The 19,114-nt window shown below is 45.7% G+C and carries 15 protein-coding genes; 8 read left to right on the plus strand and 7 right to left on the minus strand.

What is annotated here, in order from left to right:
- From JNN12_03925 to JNN12_03940, 4 genes are all read right to left on the minus strand, one after another.
- The coding region (locus JNN12_03925) for a biotin/lipoyl-binding protein (GenBank protein ID MBL7977464.1) at positions 1-486 on the minus strand (486 nt) is incomplete at its 3' end.
- Positions 487-2,048: 1,562 nt separating this feature from the next.
- Positions 2,049-2,690: an HmuY family protein gene (locus JNN12_03930; protein MBL7977465.1), complete on the minus strand. Its 642-nt coding sequence runs from the start codon at positions 2,688-2,690 to the stop codon at positions 2,049-2,051.
- Between the two features lie 28 nt (positions 2,691-2,718).
- Complete coding sequence (locus JNN12_03935) at positions 2,719-4,842, minus strand: TonB-dependent receptor (GenBank protein MBL7977466.1); 2,124 nt, start codon at positions 4,840-4,842, stop codon at positions 2,719-2,721.
- A gap of 384 nt (positions 4,843-5,226) precedes the next feature.
- Positions 5,227-7,644, minus strand: a complete 2,418-nt coding sequence (locus JNN12_03940) for a S9 family peptidase (protein ID MBL7977467.1) — start codon at positions 7,642-7,644, stop codon at positions 5,227-5,229.
- A gap of 120 nt (positions 7,645-7,764) precedes the next feature.
- Between JNN12_03940 and JNN12_03945 the strand changes: the two genes are divergently transcribed.
- Positions 7,765-9,105, plus strand: coding sequence for a YfcC family protein (locus JNN12_03945; protein ID MBL7977468.1), 1,341 nt, complete (start codon positions 7,765-7,767; stop codon positions 9,103-9,105).
- 39 nt (positions 9,106-9,144) lie between these two features.
- Complete coding sequence (locus JNN12_03950) at positions 9,145-9,828, plus strand: hypothetical protein (GenBank protein ID MBL7977469.1); 684 nt, start codon at positions 9,145-9,147, stop codon at positions 9,826-9,828.
- Between the two features lie 5 nt (positions 9,829-9,833).
- Here the strand turns inward: JNN12_03950 and JNN12_03955 are convergent, their stop codons facing one another.
- From JNN12_03955 to JNN12_03965, 3 genes are all read right to left on the minus strand, one after another.
- The gene (locus JNN12_03955; GenBank protein MBL7977470.1) at positions 9,834-10,670 is read right to left on the minus strand and encodes a purine-nucleoside phosphorylase; all 837 of its coding nucleotides are present in this window, start codon (positions 10,668-10,670) and stop codon (positions 9,834-9,836) included.
- A 67-nt stretch (positions 10,671-10,737) separates the two neighbouring features.
- Entirely contained in the window at positions 10,738-12,267 is a 1,530-nt protein-coding gene (locus JNN12_03960; protein ID MBL7977471.1) for a DivIVA domain-containing protein, read from the minus strand.
- Between the two features lie 36 nt (positions 12,268-12,303).
- Complete coding sequence (locus JNN12_03965; protein MBL7977472.1) at positions 12,304-13,038, minus strand: YggS family pyridoxal phosphate-dependent enzyme; 735 nt, start codon at positions 13,036-13,038, stop codon at positions 12,304-12,306.
- A gap of 99 nt (positions 13,039-13,137) precedes the next feature.
- Here JNN12_03965 and JNN12_03970 point away from each other — a divergent pair, with 99 nt between their 5' ends.
- The 6 genes from JNN12_03970 (at position 13,138) to JNN12_03995 (ending at position 18,974) form a co-directional block, all read left to right on the plus strand.
- Entirely contained in the window at positions 13,138-13,620 is a 483-nt protein-coding gene (locus JNN12_03970) for a dTDP-4-dehydrorhamnose 3,5-epimerase family protein (protein ID MBL7977473.1), read from the plus strand.
- A gap of 3 nt (positions 13,621-13,623) precedes the next feature.
- On the plus strand, positions 13,624-14,310 hold the full coding sequence (locus JNN12_03975) for an HAD hydrolase-like protein (GenBank protein MBL7977474.1): 687 nt from the start codon (positions 13,624-13,626) through the stop codon (positions 14,308-14,310).
- On the plus strand, positions 14,307-15,089 hold the full coding sequence (locus JNN12_03980) for an alpha/beta hydrolase (GenBank protein MBL7977475.1): 783 nt from the start codon (positions 14,307-14,309) through the stop codon (positions 15,087-15,089). The genes JNN12_03975 and JNN12_03980 overlap by 4 nt, the downstream gene beginning before the upstream one ends.
- 176 nt (positions 15,090-15,265) lie before the next feature.
- The gene (locus tag JNN12_03985; protein MBL7977476.1) at positions 15,266-16,756 is read left to right on the plus strand and encodes a carbohydrate kinase; all 1,491 of its coding nucleotides are present in this window, start codon (positions 15,266-15,268) and stop codon (positions 16,754-16,756) included.
- 4 nt (positions 16,757-16,760) lie between these two features.
- Positions 16,761-18,071, plus strand: a complete 1,311-nt coding sequence (gene xylA, locus JNN12_03990; GenBank protein MBL7977477.1) for a xylose isomerase — start codon at positions 16,761-16,763, stop codon at positions 18,069-18,071.
- Between the two features lie 9 nt (positions 18,072-18,080).
- Positions 18,081-18,974, plus strand: a complete 894-nt coding sequence (locus tag JNN12_03995) for an amidinotransferase (GenBank protein MBL7977478.1) — start codon at positions 18,081-18,083, stop codon at positions 18,972-18,974.
- Positions 18,975-19,114: the final 140 nt, after the last annotated feature.

Genomic DNA, 19,114 nt, shown 5'->3' on the forward strand with positions numbered 1-19,114 from the left:
GCTGTCCTGGCCAATCGTCTGGGTGGCGAAGGCGGTGCGTGCTTTCAGGAGTTCGGTTTGGGCTTCTCGGAGACTTAAACGAAGCTCGCGGTCGTCTAACTGAAATAAAACATGCCCTGCTGCCACAAAACGACCTTCTTCAATGTTGCGGGTAATAATCAAACCACTCATTTCGGCACTTATTTCCGCTTGTTTCCAGGCCGCCAAGTGTCCGGTAGCCTCAACTCGAATGGGGAATGCCATTGGAAGCACATTCACCGCTTCGATTTTGGCGGTTGCACCCGGACGTTGCACCGCATTGTCTCGGCCTTCTTCTCCTGCTCCCATTAATTTGGGATAAAAGGCATAAGCCAGGATGCCGCCAATGGCCATAAAAAGCACAATACCAGCCCAATGATGCGCACGAATTTTTTGGCTTCTGCGTGGCTGCTTGGTGGGAGAATCCAATGTTGGGGGAGGAGAATCTGGGACGGTTTCCTGAGACATTCGTATAATATTAGAAGTAGAAGAATTTGTAACCCACACCCTGCTTACCCATAGAATCCCTTTATTCTATGCTGAATGGGGGGACATATGTTCTAAGAGATTAATATACAGTCTTTTACATAAATTTTGTATCACTTAATGATAAAATTAAGACCTGATTATTGAAAGATAACCGATAACCTTTGCCTACTTGATGTTAAAGCCAATGATTTTATACAATTATGCTTGGTAATGACATGTAGCATAACATTGTTGTTTAATTGATGTTGCAGCAAATCAACTGTTTATTGAAGTACTTTATCCGATGGCTGGGTAACCCCCAAATGGGATTTACTTCTTGGTTATTTTTTTAAATCATACATATCCAGCCCCATCGGTAGTATGGGTGTTGCATTGCTTACATTGTGTAATATCTTCTTCGGATAGAACGAAAGTATGAAAAATATGTCATCTGAATCTTTACTTGTGAACCAGTCATGATCGTCTGTTAAAACATATTTTAAATTGTTTTTATATTGATTATAGATGTTAATTATGATCTTTTTATCTAATTTTTTCCATATGTTAAAAAATGAAAATTCAGAGTAAGAGCGCTATTTTTTATTGAATAAAGGAGACCTAAGTTTAATCGTGTTGAGTTTATTGTCTTCTTGACTATAAACGTAAAACCTATTAAAATAATTGAGAGTAGTCAAAATGTCTTCTTCGATAGTCTCAGTGGGTGTCTCAATTGAAAAACTATTCCAAATGGGTAGCGGATTTTTTATTTTAAAGCAAGATTTTTTTGTTCCAAGGGAATTGCTTTTATGTATATATGCTTCCTTTAAAGCTTGTTCTTTAAAATGAAAATTCCACGATTATCAAATGCTAAATCCATTTTAGGTGCTTTTAATAAGATATTTATTTTAATAATACATTCTCCAGTATTTGAAAATCAATAGATTGGACTAAACTATATGTTAGTCAAATTAATTAAGTCTTAAAATAATTTAAAATCTTAAAAAATAAATCAAAATAACACATTGTTCTATCCATGTAAATCTTAGTAGGTATAAAATTGATTGGAACTCATAAAGACGTGGTTTCAGAAAATTTCCTCCGATCGTGTTTTTAAACAAGTTAGGTATTTGATGTTTAAATTCTTAATAAATTGTCTTTTTTTGCTTTCCATCTGAAATAAAAGTGGCTAACACATAGTCCATCTTTATCTACAAGAATTACCTGCTCTGAAAGAGAATCTACTATCAATATGACGTCATTCGTATTCACATTTAAGATCCTTGATCTTAACAAGTTCAAACTAAGCAGACCATTTAATAATAAGTAGGTTCTTTTGGATAGTTTATGTTATGGATGTCGAATCAAGTTGGGTATGACGGGCTTTTAAGTGCCGAGTACGTCATGCTCGCGAAAACGGGAATCCATTTTGTAAAATACTTAACATAAACTAATTGGCACAGCCTACTTAACGCTCGGAGGTATGAATAAAAGATAAAACCCAAACCGCTCCGAAGATACAGAACGGTTTGGGGAGTTCGTTGGAAAAATGGCCGCGAGGCCGCTTATTTTGCAGCAGGGAACGTTGCCGACCCATCGCCTTGATACACATATCGGAAAGTATAGTGCCGAGCAGTGTCTTTTAGGGCATCCGGTGCAATGGGTGCCCCCTTATAATAACTCAGAATTTGGAGTTTTACATATTTTCCATCTGTCGTTTTGAATAGAAGAAGTTTGCCTGGAATGGGGGACGCCAGTTGGGTTGCACCATTATAGTTAAACCATCCATTGCCAGAGCCTACTGGAATGGCAAAAGGGCGGGTTGTATTGGCTTTGTCGTCCTTATAATATCCGGTTGTGGGGGCAGTCGTGAGTTCGTCGAAAGACCCGGTTAGGACTTGTGCCTGCGTATTGCCCGGCCCACTGCTCCCGCTATTCACAATGATGGTGGTGGCGCGGAAGCCTACGTCCCATTTAGTGGTGGCAGAATCGGTATTGGCAATTATTTTGTTGTCTTTGAAGCTGAAAAACGTAAACCTTCCCGTTGTTTTGGGTTGCGAGGTAGAGCCTGTAAGCACGGCAGGGTCTGCCGGAAGGTCTTTCACATCCGAACTGACCACTTTTTTGTCGTCGTTAGAAGTTAGGTCGCACGCACCAATGGAGAGCGCCAAGAAGGCCGTAATAAGGCGTTTGTTCAATAAAAACATAGTTTTATGGTTTTGTGTTTTTGAGGGTTTAGAGAGAAAGTTCAAAGCCTGCATACCAAATACGACCCGCAAGATGGGGCATTTGGAGGTGTTGGTAATTCGTCACATTCTGGATACCTGCACGAGCGTTGGCTTTTGGGTGGATGTTTTTTTGGAGGTTGAGATGGAGCAGAAGGTGCGCCGGAATGAATTCTTCTGCAATGTCTGCCACCAAGTTTCCATTGAGGTCTTGAAGGGCGTAACGCCCTTGTAGTTGTATCCGCGTTTGCACCCGAAAATCCCAGCGATCCGTGAGCAAGTGGTCTTCAAAAGAGATCAAGCGAGAAAATGCCGCTTGGGCTTGGTGGCGGGAGCGGTTAAAAAGCCCGGCATATTCCCGTCGAGACATGCGCTTGGGGAAGCCATTCCTCGTGGTATAAAGTTCTCCACTCTTTATCTGACGGAGGACTTTATGGTCTGCGGTGTCCAAAAATTGATAACTTAGGTCTAATTGCCCCTCCCAAATCCTGAATTGGGTTTCTATTTCTGCACCTTGGGTATAAATTTGTGATAGGTTTCCATAGGTAAACACTTGTTGGCCATTTTTCTTAATTGCAACGGCACGGGTTTCGATTAGGTTTTTTACCTCGTTACGGAAAAGGTTGGCCTTAACAATCAGCGATTTGTGGGGCAAAAAGTCGGCTCCAAAATTAAAAGCCCAAGCAGTTTCCGGTGCTAATTGCTCGGCCTGTTGCAAGTTGGTGGTGATGGTCAAAAGTTGACCTTGTGCAGCCAAATTGTCAAGACCGGCTCGGATTCCCGTAGCGCCGAAGACATTATACCCCACAACCGGATTGTTATAATCCATATAAAGTTGTTGGAAGGTAGGGGATTTAAAGCCACTCCCCACCGATGTACGAATTCGCCATTGGGCACTTGGTTTGTAAAGTCCTGATATTTTTGGGGTTATGCGGAAACCATATGCTTGAAAATGGTCTGCACGTAGGCTACCTGTTAGATCAAATTTGCTTCCTACATAATCGTTTTGGAGATATAAAAACGCATTATTTCGGGACTGGCTTTCACCGGAGACACGATCGGCTTGTACCCTCTCTTTGGAATACCCCGTACCAAGAATGAAAAAATGATTCTTTCGCCATAACCAATCGTACTGTGCTTCTACTTTTAGTAATGTTTGATTGTATTGGGTTTGGTTGATGGAGCCTTCTACGATCGGAACTACACGCAAGAGGGTTCCAAAGGATGCGTTATAGAAGCGGTAGGTAAACTTCTGTGTTCCTTTCCAGTTTTTTTCGCCGTGGATTCCTGCCGTCCATTCCGTCCGAGCGCCTTCTTGCTGATATAAGATTGCTCCCGATTGGCTGTAGAGATTGGTTAGATTTTTTTGTGTTTGATTCCCAAAGCGGAATTTTGCGGCAGTTTTATGGTTGTTGTGTTGGTGTCGCAGTTCCGCGCCTCCAGAAAGGTCTCGGAAGGGCGGAACGGTTGGATCTATGCCGTCCGAGTCGGTTAGTTCATACCCACTGCTTCGGTATAGGGTAGCCTCGGCTTTGCTGCTCCATTTCCCCTTCTGCCAGTTGGCCCGGAGGTGCGAAGACAAGGTGCGATTGGTTTCAAATTGGTTAGAAACATGTAGCCGAGTGCCAGCATCCGTCGAGCGCGTAACGATATTAATAACGCCTGCCAGTGCTTCGCTTCCGTATAAAGAAGAGGCCGCCCCTCGGATGATTTCCACCCGTTCAATTTGGTCCACCGAGATTCTGGAAAGGTCTAAAGTCCCAGCTTCACGCCCAATCATCGGCTCGCCGTCTATCATAATAAGGGTATAGGCCGGGTCTAATCCTTGAACCTGTACACCTGCTCCGTGGTTGTACTGAACACGAAGGTTGGGAATGCCCGCCAAAATATCTGAAAGCCGGTTTCGGCCTAAACGCCCCAAATCTTCTTTTGTAATAACCGTTATGGGAATGCTTTGTTGAGACAAACCCTTTGTGGTTTTGGTGGAGGTGATTTCGATTTCTCCAAGAAAGGTGGTTTGGGTGGAATCTTTGAGACCTTGAGCCAAAATAGCGGAACCCCAAAGGAAGGCTGTTATTAGACTAACAACCATAAAGCCAACACTCTGATAGGAATAAATATTTTTTAAAAGCATATAAATACATAGTATAATAAGATGATTAGCATGTAATAAAAATATTAAACTGCAAAAATAGAATAAAGAAATAAATTTGAATTGATATAATAAAATAACAATTGAAATAAATCGTAAAACTTGTAAAAAGGTGTTAAACAGATATATACTTCAAAAAGTCATGAAGATAGGTCTTTATAGGATTGTTTTCCATAAAGCACCTGCATTCGGGTACAAAAAAAGCCTCCCAATGGTTATCGGAGGCTCAAGTGTGCGCTGCTAGTAGCATTGAATTAACGAAAAACGCCGGAGTTTATGGCCCCGGCGTAGAATGTTGTGGCTGAATAAGTCCCCTATAAGAAACGTTGACCATCTTTCATTACAAGAGATTTGGAAAGGCTATTTTTATTGGGTTCCGGTTCGTTTAGGTGCATTTTTGACATATTTATCTAACCATTGGACGGTTTCCCAAAGCAAATGGAGGTTAGATTCGCGTGCTGCGTAGCCATGCGATTCATGGGGCAAGACCACATATCGTGCTGTCCCTCCGTGACCTTTGATGGCATTATACAGTCGTTCGCTTTGAATGGGAAAGGTTCCAGGGTTGTTGTCTGCCTCACCATGAACCAATAAAATAGGTGTTTTTATTTTGTGGGCGAACATGAAGGGTGACATCTTGGAATAGACTTCTGGCGCCTGCCAGATGGTTCGTTCCTCGTTTTGGAAGCCAAAAGGCGTAAGGGTTCGGTTATATGCCCCGCTTCGTGCAACACCCGCCCGAAATAGATCTGAATGCGCCAGTAAATTGGCCGTCATAAAAGCGCCATAAGAGTGTCCTCCGACAGCCACGCGGTCGGGATCAATGACGCCACGGCGGACGCCTTCGTCTATAGCTGCTTTTGCGCTTGCTACCAATTGTTCAACAAAGGTGTCGTTGGGTTCTTCTTTGCCAACGCCAACGATGGGCATGGAAGCATTGTCTAAAACAGCATAGCCCGCCAAAACCAGCATCAGCGCCGATCCGGCAGAAATACGGGTGAAGGTATATGGGGAACCGCTAACCTGTCCTGCGGCAGCGGCATCTTTAAATTCGGCAGGATAGGCCCAAATAAAAGTGGGCAAAGGCCCGTTTTCTTTTTTATAGCCCTTCGGCAGGTATAAAATGGCGTTCAGATCTACGCCATCTGCGCGTTTATAGCGGATAATTTCTTTGCTAATGCCTTGCAATTGTGGGTATGGGTCAGGAAATTGCGTCATTTGTTTCACTTTGTCGGTTCCGAGCGTCCGCATGAAATAATTGGGTACTTCGGTTTGAGATTCACGGCGGGTCATGAGCGATTGACCGTCTGGGAGCAGGGCAACAACGGATTCGTAATAAGGTGCCTGAGCACGCCAAAGTTCGGTAGATTTTCCATCCTCGATGTGCATCTTATTCAGAAACGGACGATTTCCGTCGGGTGTAGCCCCTATTCCTTGCATGTAAAGCGATTTTCCGTCTTCGGTTGTGCGCAAAACCATCCGGTCAAACTGATTTCGCTTCATTAAGGGGCTTCCTGGATTGTTATAGCGGTCTTCGGTATTTAGATCAAGCAATTTTCGAAGTGTACTCATGGGCTTGGAGGAATCCATTACAAACGTTCGACGGCTTCTGGTTTGCGTCCAAGTATCCGAGATGAGGGCAAGGTTTTTGTCTCCCCATATGATGCCCGCAAAGCGTTGTTCGGTTCTGGCAATAGGCAATTTTTCCCCAGAGAATGGTGCCGACAGGGTATAGACTTGGTCACGGAAAGGGACCTTATTTTTTGGATCGCCGCCATCTAAGGCTTCTACCCAAAACAGGGTTGCGGCAACATCGGGTCGCCAGTTTGCACCACGAACACCTGTTGTAGTGGCATTAAAGCCAATCGGTACAGTGTCTTGTAAAGGTAACTCGGCCAAGACATAGACCATCTTGGCTTTTTTGTCCCACACTTCCAATTTTCGGGGAAAAGCACCAACCGTTACCAAATAGGAATAAGGGCGACGGATGGTGGAAACCAGAAAATAATTTCCATCGGGGGATGTCGAAATATTGTCATAAATAGCCGCTGGGCCAAAATTTTGTGTTGCTCCGCCCCAAGAAACCATGACGGGTTGCGATGTGAAGTAGTGGTCAAATAGGGCTTCGTCGTGTTCGTTCCGAAGTAAGTCCTGAAATGTACGGGCTGGGGCAGAACGTCCCAAATTTTCCTGTACAACGGGGCCTTTGGGGGCGGGATCGGCGATTGGGGCGGCCTTTCGATCGGTGGGGATCGTAAAACAGAGCAATCTGGCATTGTCTTGCCATGAACAGGCATTGTTTAAGGTCGTGTTCATCTTTCTGGCAGAAAGGCGAAAGGCTTTGCCCGATTTTACTTCGGTGCCCCAAATTTCAATACGGTCTTTAAACGTGACCGTAAAAGCAACCCGTTTGCCATCAGGCGACCACATCGGAGGCCCCATCCTGCCTTCTGGAGGAAGCCCCATTACCTTGACTTCTTTTTGATCCGAAAGGCTCCGAAATGACATCGCCGTAATAAACCCACCTCGGCTCGCGCCATTGGTCGCTGGTTTGATCCGGAGTCCGGCCAATCGGAGTTCTGGCTCTGCCAGTTCTGCAATGGGCGGCATGTCCGACGTTTCCAAAATCGCCATGGTGGCGTAATCGGGGCTAAGTGAGACGGATGGCGTATTGGGCGCATCGGCGACGGCCTTCAGGTCTGGCGGAGGAAGCTGATAAGTGTTTTGGGCGAATAAAGGCAAGTCAAAGACCACCAACACCAACAGGGCGAAAGTTTTTTTCATAGGGTTTTGGGTAAATGGTAAAAAGTGAATGTCTATCAGGATTGTACTTCCAAAGTTACATCAAAAAATGCGTTTGGTTTATTCTGAATGTATATTTAGTGAAACAACCGAATGAAAAATATGAAGTCTTTTCGCTTTCCGAATCCATTGGTTCTACTGACCTTGTGTATTTTATTGGCTTCGTTCCTCACCTACTTGGTTCCTGCAGGCCAATTCGACCGCAAAGAAGACCCGTTAACGGGCCGTAATGTGGTGGTGGCAGGAACCTATAAAGGGGTTGCATCGGCGCCTGTTAATTTGTGGGAAGCCCTGATGGCCATTCCACGCGGCCTACAATCGGCAGGTTCGGTCATTTTTTTGGTATTTCTTTCGGGTGCGGCATTTGCTGTTGTGGACAAGGCGGGCTCATTTCGATGGGCTGCCGAGGTACTGATGCGTAAATTATCCCACAACTCTGTTTTGGTGATTCCTGTGATCATGGTATTGTTTGCCTTAGGGGGCATGGTGATCAATATGCAGGAAGAGATTATTCCATTGGTTCCCGTGATGCTTTTGTTGATGCGTCGGCTGGGCTATCCGCCTATTATTGCAGTTGCTGTGAGCATAGGTGCTGCTGCTATTGGCGCGGCATTTAGCCCCTTCAATCCATTTCAGGTGATTATTGCGCAAAAACTGGCCGAAGTCCCCTTGTTATCAGGGATGGGGTTTCGGTTGGTCATTGGGGGGATTGCACTTTCCTACTGGATTTGGTGGGTGATGCGATATGCGCAAAAGAGGATAGCAACCCCCGAGTACGTAATCCAAGAGCAAGTAGTGGGAGGTGTATGGCGTCATATACTCATTCTGTCGCTGGTGGTGGCTATGCTGGTGGGGTATGTGGTGGGGATTACGGTGTATAATTGGGAATTTGAACAACTTACGGTGCTGTATTTTCTGTTAGGTGTTGCAGTGGCAATCATTGCCCGTCTATCAATGGATGAAGCGGTAAAAAGTTTTATTTGGGGGTTGGAAAGCATGGCCTTTGCAGGGATGATTATTGGATTTGCCAAAGCCATTTTTGTGGTGCTGGATCAGGGGCAGATCATTGATACCATAGTGAATGGGGTATTTGTACCTGTTGCCCACTTGCCTGTTGCCCTTTCTGCAATGACCATGATGGGCATTCAAAGCCTGTTACACTTTGCGGTTCCAAGTGTATCGGGGCAGGCGGTTCTGACCATGCCAGTATTGGTACCTCTCTCGGACCTGCTCGGTCTTTCGCGTAATATCACCGTTTTGGCGTATCAATATGGTGCAGGACTGGCGGAGTTATTGGTTCCAACAAATGGGGCCTTAATGGCTATTCTGGCAGCCTCCGGTGTACGGTACGAAGAATGGACACAGTTTTTATGGCCGGCATTGGGTGGATTGGTGGGCATTGGATTATTGGGCATAGGCTTGGGCATTGTTTTTGGAATCTGATGCAAAAATTCTTTTCTCTTTCTTATTTTTCTTATGGTTATGAATCTTTCACAAACTTTCTATCATTTTGTAGAAACTTTTAAAAAACAATTATTTATTATATTGATAGGTGCATTGGTCTTGCTGGTCGTAATTGGACTGGTGCGTTTTGGAGAATGGTATTATTACCTTGGGTTGGCTGGAAGTTTTAAACAAAGTTTAATGGCGCGCACGTCATTGGGGCCAGACTTGGCCGAGGCATTGGCTTGGTTGTATGCGGCTGCTTTCTCGTATTTTGTAATGGGCATTATTCTATCTAAACGAGACTTCCGGCGGGGAATTGCGCTTTGGTTGGCTTCTTTCGCCATTTTGCCCGTGATGGCAGCCCTATTCCCCAAGCCGCTCCCCCAATGCTTGGCACTGAATCCAGCGACCGGAAAAATGACCCAAACCGACTGTCATCCGGGTGGCGTGCATCCTGAATGGCATACGCCGGAATTCCCTGAAGATAAAATCCTTGTTAAAGTTAAAGCCGATCTTCAAACAGTTTTTTTTACAACAGACAACCAACCGATGCTGGCCTATGTTGAGGAAGAAAATGGGGAATTCACGTTTTATAACAAACCAGGCATGACGCCGGATGGGAAAACAGCGGTTTGGGTGTCGAAAAGCGTGGTTACTGCGTGGATAGCCGACCAAAAGCGTGCCCTTGAGCTTGCTTCACGTAAGCGTAAACGCGGGTAAGTGCATTAAAGTTCAGCGACTAAGGCACGCATCAGCGTGGCCAAATTAGGCTCAGCAATTCCGGCTGCCTCCACAATCTCTTTCATAGAAACGGGTTGCAAGGCGTCTGGAAGGCATTCATCTGTAATGACAGAAACCGCCAAAAGCCGAAGTCCCATATGAGTTGCTACAATTACCTCTGGAACGGTGCTCATCCCGATCGCATCGCCTCCAATTTGACGAAGAAAACGATATTCGGACTTGGTCTCTAAATTCGGTCCGGATACCACGGCATAGACCCCTTGCTGTATTGGGATATGATGTTTTAAGGCCAGTTCGAGTGCTTTTCTTCGTAGTTCGGGCGAATAAGGCTCGCTCATATCTGGAAAACGTGGCCCCCACTCGGCCACATTAGGCCCAACCAAGGGATTAGAAAACATGAGGTTGATGTGGTCGTGGATCAACATCAAGTCCCCACGTTTATAAAGCGGATTTAGGCCACCCGCTGCATTAGAAATCAAGAGGTTGCGAATGCCCATTTGGGCCATCACACGCACCGGAAACGTAATTTCTTGTGGCGAATATCCTTCGTAGAGATGAAATCGGCCTTGTAAAGCCATCATGGGGCGTCCAGCCAATTTTCCAAGATGTAGTTTCCCGGTATGACTTTCTACCGTCGAAACGGGAAAATACGGAATTTCGGCATAGTCTAAGATTTTGGCTTCGGTGATTTCATCGGCCAATGCCCCCAAGCCAGTTCCTATGATCAGCGCAGTATCAATTGGCATGGAAACATGGTTAAGGAGAAACGCAGCTGTTTCATGGACTTGTTCTTGGTATTTTTTTATGTCTTGAAGGTGCATGCTTGTTGCCAAAAGAAACGCGCAGAAGTAAAAACCTTGCGCGTTTGGGGTGAGAATAGAGAAACACTTATTGTAATTCGTCTAATATCCGCTGGATTTTTTCGGCCTCGGTCAATGAAGCCGTAAGGAGTTCACGCGGGATTCCGGCGGGATGCATCTGGATGAATTCAGGATGAAGATTTGCTGTTATAGGAGGTAGAGGAGCAGATTCAACTTCGGGCTGGGGTTGAATCTTGGGCATTGCAGGGGCAAGCGGATGTGGGTCGGCCCTATATTCTACCCGCACAACTGGTATAGGGTCCTGTTGTACAGGGGTATTGCGAGAGAAACTCACCAGGTCCGAAACCGATGCTTTTGTACGCACTTCGGGCTGTGCCCTCGTCTCAAGAGCTTCCAAAATCCGCTCTTGCGTATTGACTAACATAGGTTCTGGTGACGACCCGTTTTTTTCTGGATCCGAATTGGCCTCCCAAACCTCGGCCACCACTTGCTTTTCTCCAGAAGAAAGGGTAATGACTTCAGTAATCGGTAGGATATCTTCGGTTGAGGAAGGAAGTTCGGAGGTTTCCGTCGGCATGATGGAAGGTACATGCTCTTGCGGCGTCAAATTAGCAACTTCTTCTGTAGGCTCCAGCCTAAAAATAGGGGCAAGCTTGTGGGGTTCCTCCAAATAATTGGGTAGTGGTGGAGGCGCTTGTGTGGGAGAAAGGAGCGCATCAAAATCAAAAGTAGGTTCTTCTTCCGGTTCAGGCATAGGCTCCAATAACTTCCGAAGTTCCTCGTCAATCGCTTTCTGGCGGTTTTCGAGTGCAGCAAGAATTTCTTCCTGCGAGTCATTAGGAGCAGGCGGTACATGACCTTCATGATCCATTTGGGAAGAATCCGCCTCCTCAAACACAAGGGCCTTTATTTCTGGCGCGGAATCGGGTGGCGAGGCTGGTAGATCTATGGGCAAACTGGGAATAGGATGGTCCACAGATGTGTTGAGGACATATTCTGGCAAGTCTGCATTCAATAAAGTTTGCGACTCATCAGGCTGTGGTGGCCCTATGGGTGGTGGTGGGGGGACATTTAATAACCCGTCGTTACTAGTCAGAAAATTAAAGTAGTCTTTTTCAATGCGTCCGATCAACTCGGTTTCTGCCTGAAGAAAGCCTTTTAGCCGAATCGTTAGTTCATTGCGCCGTTCGTTTAATTGTGCAACTTCTTGACGTGCTTTTGCCTTGAGTACCTCGGCTTCATGTACAATTTTTTGGGCCTGCAAACTGGCTTCTTCGATGGTGCGTGCGCCGCGAGACTCTGCATCCCGAATAATCAGTGCCGCTTTTTGCTCGGCATTTTGTTGGGTTTTACGGGCATTTTCCCGAGCGGTCTCCAAGGCTTCCTGAAGGGCTTCTTCAACTTTTTGATAATGTTCCAGATCACCCTTCAACCGCTGGATTTGTTCATAGGCCCCCCGAAGTTTTTCGTTATAAATATCCACCTCTTTGGCGAGGGTCTCTAAATATTCGTGGATCTCGCGTGGGGGATACGCGCCAAAAGCCAACATGCGTTTGGAAAATTCCTGACGGCGGATGTCAATTGAGGAAAGTGCCATAGGTATATGAGTAGAAAACCTTAAAAGGAATTTGGTTTAGGGTGAATAATTCCGTGTACCAAAAAGAGCACTTCCCACCCGAATATGGGTTGCTCCTTCTTGAATGGCCACTGCAAAATCGTCGCTCATCCCCATCGAAAGTTTGGCATTGGTTGGCAATACCTTTTGTGCGATGGCTTCGTCGCGTAAGGTTCGTAACAGGCGAAACTCCGGACGGACAGATTCTGGATCCTCTGTGGGATGCGCTATCCCCATTAACCCAACGATCTGAAGATGATCAAATGCGGCGCAATGGGATAAAAACTCAGGCAACGCTTTCGGAGATAATCCCGATTTACTGTCTTCCTGCGATATATTAACTTGTACCAAACACGGTAAGGTGCGGTTTTGGGCGGAACAAAGACGGTTTAGTGTTTCGGCAAGGCGAAGGTCATCCAATGCGTGAAAAAAATCGGCATAACGAACAACTTCTTTGGCTTTGTTGCGTTGAAGCGATCCGATAAAGTGCCATTCTATGTTACCCCCATTTGTTTTTCCAGGGATTGCAGTAGCCTTCTCGCGTATTTCCTGGGCCTTGTTTTCTCCGAACACGCTTAGTCCTACGGATATTGCCTCCCTAACCAAGTCCACCGGATGGGTTTTTGAGACGCCAATCAGGGTAATTTCGGCAGGATTTCGGCCAGCAGCCAGACACACCGCTTCGATCTGTAATTTAAGCGCTTGAAGCCGTGAATTCAAAGACGAAACTTCGCTATGATAGATAGTTTCCACAGATTATTTTCAGGTTTGCGCCAAAATTACAAAATTGTCGAACATTTTACACCCGACACCAAGTTATTCCCAATATTTTAGCCACAATATAGCCAAAAAATGACGCACTTAAACAATTGGTCAACTGGTGTGATACCAGATTGTACCTGCACGCCACTCCGTAAGTTTAATGATCCACGTGGTTGGCTCGCCGAAATTTTTCGGGAGGATGAGTTGGAGAAGGCATTGTGGCCAGCAATGGCCTATCTTTCCCTGACCGAGCCAGGTATTGCACGCGGGCCTCATGCACATGAGGATCAGACAGATCTGTTTGTCTTTTTTGATGGACTGTTCGAGGTACATCTCTGGGATAACCGTTTGGGGGTGGCCTCGTTTGGGATCCACCAAGTTTTGTTGTTGGGCGAGGAGCAATCCGCTACTCTTTTGGTTCCGCCGGGGGTGGTACATGGTTATCGGAATGTTTCTGAAAAAGCCGCACTAATCCTTAATTGCCCAAACCGTCTGTATGCAGGAAAAAATAAAAAGGAGCCGGTGGACGAAATCCGGCACGAAGACGATCTAAATACACCTTTTATTATATAAATCATGCAAAAACTCTTGTTTTTTGATATTGATGGAACCATCATGCTCACACATGGGGCCGGAAGAAGGGTGGTGGAAGAAGCGCTCTCGGAAGCGTTTGGAAAGTCCATCGTTACGAAAGGCATTCCCTTTGGTGGAAAAACCGACCCCCAGATTTTAACAGAGGTGTTGGTGTTGCATGGTATTGAACCTTCGGAAGAAAATATATCTATAGCTGGTGAAAAGTATATGGATGGACTAAAGGTGGCGATGCCAATGGTCTCTTGCGAGGTCTTACCAGGTATTCCAGAGTTACTCGCTTCTTTAGACGAACGCAATGATGTGGAACTCGCCCTACTGACCGGAAATTTTGAACCAATGGCCTATTTGAAATTGCAAAAAGCTGGGGTGGAGCATTATTTCCATTATGGAGCGTTTGGTAGTGATCATGCAGACCGGAACGCGCTTCCGGAAATTGGCATCCAACGGGCAGAGATGATTACGGGCCAATCTTTCCAAACCCAACACATACACATCATTGGGGATACACCTAAAGACATAGAATGTGCCCGCATCGCTGGATGGCGAGTGGTCGCTGTTGCCACCGGAAACTACTCCCGCGATGAACTGGCCACCCATCAACCTGATTTATTGTTGGAGAATCTGAGAGACCATTCGCCCTTTTGGCGATATTTAGACAAGGCAGCATGAAGCGCGGTTACCTCTCGTTATTGGGATATGAACATTCCTACTATTGGACTGGTTTTCCTGAACATTCCGATGCAGTTGTGGCCTTACATGGATATGGTAATTCAGGACGATCGTTCCGGTATTTGGTTCCCGATTTGAATGCGCAAAATATCGCATTGTTCGCACCCGATTTGCTGGGTTTTGGGCAGTCAGCAAAGCCTGAAGGTGGGTATAGTTTAGTACAATATGCCCGATTAACAGTTGCTTTTGTAGATCAGATGCATCTCAAGACACCTTGGCTGATGGGTCATTCTTTTGGGGGCATTGTGGCATTGGCTACGGCGATCATGTTTCCGAAAGTCTTTAAGGGAATAATTCTGGTAAGTCCTGGCGGGTTTCATCCCCTAACCCGTTTCCAGGTCTTGGCCGATCGGCGCTGGGCGTACAAATTGATGCGTAGCCAACTCTTCAAAAATGCACTCCATGCTTCGCCATTGGGCACAGTGTTTGATCAGGATGCGACCTATCAAACCTTGCTCAAAATGTATGGGAGCCATCAGTACTTAGACTTGGACAAGACCGGAATGCGGAAAAAAATTGCAAACTTACCTTTGCCAATCTTGTTGTGTTGGGGCACCGAAGACAAAATTTTACCCCGCTTTGTATGGAAGAGAGCACAAAAACAAGTCCCACAAGCACGTTTTGTTTTAATCCCCAAAGCCGGACATGCACTAATGAAAGATCAGCCAAAAGAATTAGTGCATCATATATCATCGTTTATTGCCGAAAATAATTTATAAAATAGGGGAGGTCGAAAAAAACATTACCGCCCCACATGTACCCAGCCAACACGCGTAAAAGTCGTTTTCGGATACAGCAAGGGATACATGTTAAAAAAATGCTTTTTAACGCTTGCATTCTTACAAAATTTATCCTTATTTGCCAACTTTATTTGCCGACCTTAACCCCATTACTTGTGTATATACTTGGCATAGACCTTGGAACCTCCTCCATTAAAGCCAGTATTGTGGACGCCCAAACGGGACAATCTGTGGCATCAGCAGTGGCCCCACAGGAAGAAATGGCCATACGGTCTCCTCATCCGGGCTGGGCTGAACAAAATCCATCCACATGGTGGCAGGAAACCATAAAATCCATTTCCCTTCTGGATCCTAATGCGCGAAAAAGAGTAGCGGCAATTGGTATCAGCTATCAGATGCACGGTTTGGTCATGGTAAACAAAAAGGGCGACCCTATACGTCCCTCCATCATTTGGTGTGATAGCCGTGCCGCCGAGACAGGAGAAACGGCTACAAAAGGATTGGGAGAGGCGTTTTGTTTTAGGCGATTTTTGAATCAACCCGGAAATTTTACGGCTGCAAAACTCAAATGGGTACAAGAAAATGAACCAGAGAACTATGCGCAACTCTATAAAATATTATTGCCGGGTGATTATCTTGCTTATCAACTTACGGGTGAACTAACCACGACCACTCTGGGGCTTTCAGAGGGCATTTTGTGGGATTTTCATAATCGTTTTCCCGCCTATGCCCTCATGGACTATTGGCATTTTGATCCATCATTTTTACCAGAAATTGTCCCGACTTTTGGAGATCAGGGAGTCATACGTGCTGAAGTAGCCGAGGTTTTGGGACTGCCATACGATATCCCCGTCACGTATCGCGCAGGTGACCAGCCGAATAATGCATTTTCTCTTGGGGTTTTACATCCCGGACAAGTGGCAGCAACCGCAGGGACCTCAGGCGTGGTATATGGCATAAGTGAGCATGATGCTTATGACCCAAAAGGACGTGTAAATACCTTTATCCATGTTAACAACGAGCATAAGCAGGTTCGAAATGGGGTTTTATTGTGTGTTAATGGCACAGGTCGGTTAAACGCTTGGATACGCCAACACCTTACAAACAACTTATCTTATGCCGAAATAAACACCATGGCTGCTTCTGTTCCGGTCGGCTCAAACGGCTTGGTTTGTCTGCCTTTTGGGAATGGGGCTGAACGCATTTTTCAAAACCGGACAATGGGCGCGTGCTTTTTTGGATTAGACCTAAACCGCCATACAATGGCAACCCTTTTCCGCGCCGCCCAAGAAGGCATTGTCTTTGCCCTCCAATATGGCATGGAAACCTTGAGAGAAATGGGGCTTTCGGTACAGAATATCCGGGCAGGAAATGCTAATTTATTTCTAAGCCCGCTTTTCCGACATGCTTTTGTACAAACCACCGGATCGGTTCTTGCGGTTTTAGATACAGATGGTGCTCAGGGAGCAGCACGAGCAGCGGGTATTGGCTTGGGCGTGTATGCTTCGCCGGATGAAGCCGCAATGGCAGGGCTACGGATCGTGCATGAAAACCACCCAGATCCACAAGAGGCTTCAACTTATGCCCATGCGTATGAACAATGGAAAATCGCTCTTGACCAGCAACTCACCCAATTAAATACCTAAATTTATGGCAACCTATTTTCCTATAATTAGCCCGATTCCATTTGAAGGACGGGCATCTGATAACCCTTTGGCCTTTAAATGGTATGACGCATCCCGAATGGTTGCGGGAAAATCGCTCGAAGACCACTTACGTTTTGCCGTGTGCTACTGGCATACTTTCGGCGGAACAGGGGGAGATCCGTTTGGCCCAGGGACGAGGAGGTATGAGTGGGATCGGGCCGGAAATCCAATAGACCGGGCCTACCATAAGATGGATGCGGCATTTGAGTTTATGGAAAAACTGGGTGTACCGTATTATTGTTTTCATGATGTTGATTTGGTGGAAGCGGATGATTCGCTTGCGGTTTATGAAAAAAACCTTGAAAAATTGGTGGCGTATGCAAAACAAAAACAAAAAGATACGGGAATTAAATTGTTGTGGGGAACGGCAAATGTTTTTTCCCATCCGCGATATATGAATGGCGCTGCTACTAACCCCGAGTTTCATGTTGTGGCGTTTGCAGCGGCCCAAATTAAGAATGCAATAGATGCGACCATTGCCTTAGAGGGGGAAAACTATGTGTTTTGGGGTGGGCGCGAAGGTTATATGACCTTGTTAAATACCGATATGAAGCGTGAAACCGACCACTTGGCCATGATGCTAACAATGGCGCGAGATTATGCACGAAAAGAAGGTTTTACAGGTACATTTTTAATTGAACCTAAGCCGTGTGAACCCACTAAGCACCAGTATGACTTCGACGCGGCAACCGTAATTGGGTTTTTACGCGAACATGGTTTGGACCAAGACTTCAAGTTGAACATTGAGGTCAATCATGCCACCTTGGCTGGTCACACCTTCCAACACGAATTACAAGTGGCGGCGAATGCAAACATGATGGGAAGCATGGATGCTAATCGGGGCGATTACCAAAATGGATGGGATACCGACCAATTCCCCATGAATCTTCAAGAATTGACCGAAGCCATGCTGGTTATTCGAGAAGCAGGGGGCTTTACTTCGGGCGGGATCAATTTTGATGCCAAATTACGTCGAAATTCTACGGATGTCGAAGACCTTTTTATTGCTCATATCGCTGGAATGGATACATTTGCGCGTGCGCTCTTGACCGCCGAACACCTCCTGACCCAATCTCCATACCGAAATATGCGAAAAGAACGATATGCCTCCTTTGATGCCGGAATGGGGCGCGATTTTGAAAATGGACATTTGGTCTTGGAAGACTTGCATCGTTTTGCTCTTGATGCTGGAGAACCTGCTTTGATCAGTGGGAAACAGGAACGCTATGAACAACTGTTGAATGAATATCTATAAATAGTTGTTATGAATGTATTTACCCAAATAAGTGAGTGGAAATCAACGCTTTCGGAAGTGCCGGCCATGCCATTGGCCGATCGCCTGTTGATGGTAAATCCCACATTTTTTGATGTGGCTTATGTGATCAATCCGCACATGGAAGGGCAAATCGGAAACGTGAATCGCAAAAAAGCACTCAACGAATGGCAAAAAATCGTGGATTTGTATGCGTCTTTAGGGCTTTCGATGGAGATTCTCAAGGGCGAACAAGGACTTCCAGATATGGTTTTTTGTGCCAATCAAACCCTTCCTTTTATTGGTACAAATGGGGAGAAGGGTGTTTTCTGTGCCCAGATGCATGCACCCGAACGAAAACCCGAAGTGGCTTTTTTTCAGGCTTACTTTGCGGAAAAAGGGTATAAAGTTAAGGCTTTGCCAGATGCTGCTGATTCCGACTTCGAGGGGATGGGGGATGCTTTGTGGCATCCGGGGAGGCGTCTTTTGTGGGGTGGATATGGTTTCAGAACTGGATTAGAGGTCTATGAAGGGCTGGCACGAGCATTAGAAGTTCCGGTACTTGCACTCGAATTGCGTGATCCGGAATTTTACCACTTAGATACTTGCATGTGCCTATTAGATGATTCGTCTGTGTTGGTGTACCCTGGTGCTTTTCAGCCACAAGGATTGGCCCTGATCCACGAAGTCTTCTCGAATGTTATTGAAGCTCCCGAAGACGAAGCCCGACGGTTGTTTGCCGTTAATGCCTTTTGTCCGGATCAACGACATGTCCTGATCCAAAATGGATGCTCCGAAACGGCAAGACGTCTTCAATGGGCAGGCTTTACCGTAATCCCATGCGAAACAGGGGAGTTTATAAAAGCGGGTGGGTCTGTATTCTGCATGAAACTCCATTATTGGTAAACAAGTTGATATTGTGGTGAACCAAGTATCGAACATGGTTCAAGAGGATCTACTTGATAAATTGGGCTTCGTTTTTGGTTTTGAATCAGGTAAATAAACAACGTAAGGGAAAAGTTCGTGCACTACAGTAATAAATGCAA

The organism is Bacteroidetes Order II. bacterium, from assembly GCA_016788705.1.
Taxonomy (GTDB): Bacteria; Bacteroidota; Rhodothermia; order Rhodothermales; family UBA2364; genus UBA2364.

What these genes read in the sequence shown, in the direction of transcription:
- JNN12_03930 (MBL7977465.1), bottom strand. Translation starts at nt 2,690, where the DNA reads ATGTTTTTATTGAACAAACGCCTTATTACGGCCTTCTTGGCGCTCTCC.
- JNN12_03935 (MBL7977466.1), bottom strand. Translation starts at nt 4,842, where the DNA reads ATGCTTTTAAAAAATATTTATTCCTATCAGAGTGTTGGCTTTATGGTT.
- JNN12_03940 (MBL7977467.1), bottom strand. Translation starts at nt 7,644, where the DNA reads ATGAAAAAAACTTTCGCCCTGTTGGTGTTGGTGGTCTTTGACTTGCCT.
- JNN12_03945 (MBL7977468.1), top strand. Translation starts at nt 7,765, where the DNA reads ATGAAGTCTTTTCGCTTTCCGAATCCATTGGTTCTACTGACCTTGTGT.
- JNN12_03950 (MBL7977469.1), top strand. Translation starts at nt 9,145, where the DNA reads ATGAATCTTTCACAAACTTTCTATCATTTTGTAGAAACTTTTAAAAAA.
- JNN12_03955 (MBL7977470.1), bottom strand. Translation starts at nt 10,670, where the DNA reads ATGCACCTTCAAGACATAAAAAAATACCAAGAACAAGTCCATGAAACA.
- JNN12_03960 (MBL7977471.1), bottom strand. Translation starts at nt 12,267, where the DNA reads ATGGCACTTTCCTCAATTGACATCCGCCGTCAGGAATTTTCCAAACGC.
- JNN12_03970 (MBL7977473.1), top strand. Translation starts at nt 13,138, where the DNA reads ATGACGCACTTAAACAATTGGTCAACTGGTGTGATACCAGATTGTACC.
- JNN12_03975 (MBL7977474.1), top strand. Translation starts at nt 13,624, where the DNA reads ATGCAAAAACTCTTGTTTTTTGATATTGATGGAACCATCATGCTCACA.
- JNN12_03980 (MBL7977475.1), top strand. Translation starts at nt 14,307, where the DNA reads ATGAAGCGCGGTTACCTCTCGTTATTGGGATATGAACATTCCTACTAT.
- xylA (MBL7977477.1), top strand. Translation starts at nt 16,761, where the DNA reads ATGGCAACCTATTTTCCTATAATTAGCCCGATTCCATTTGAAGGACGG.
- JNN12_03995 (MBL7977478.1), top strand. Translation starts at nt 18,081, where the DNA reads ATGAATGTATTTACCCAAATAAGTGAGTGGAAATCAACGCTTTCGGAA.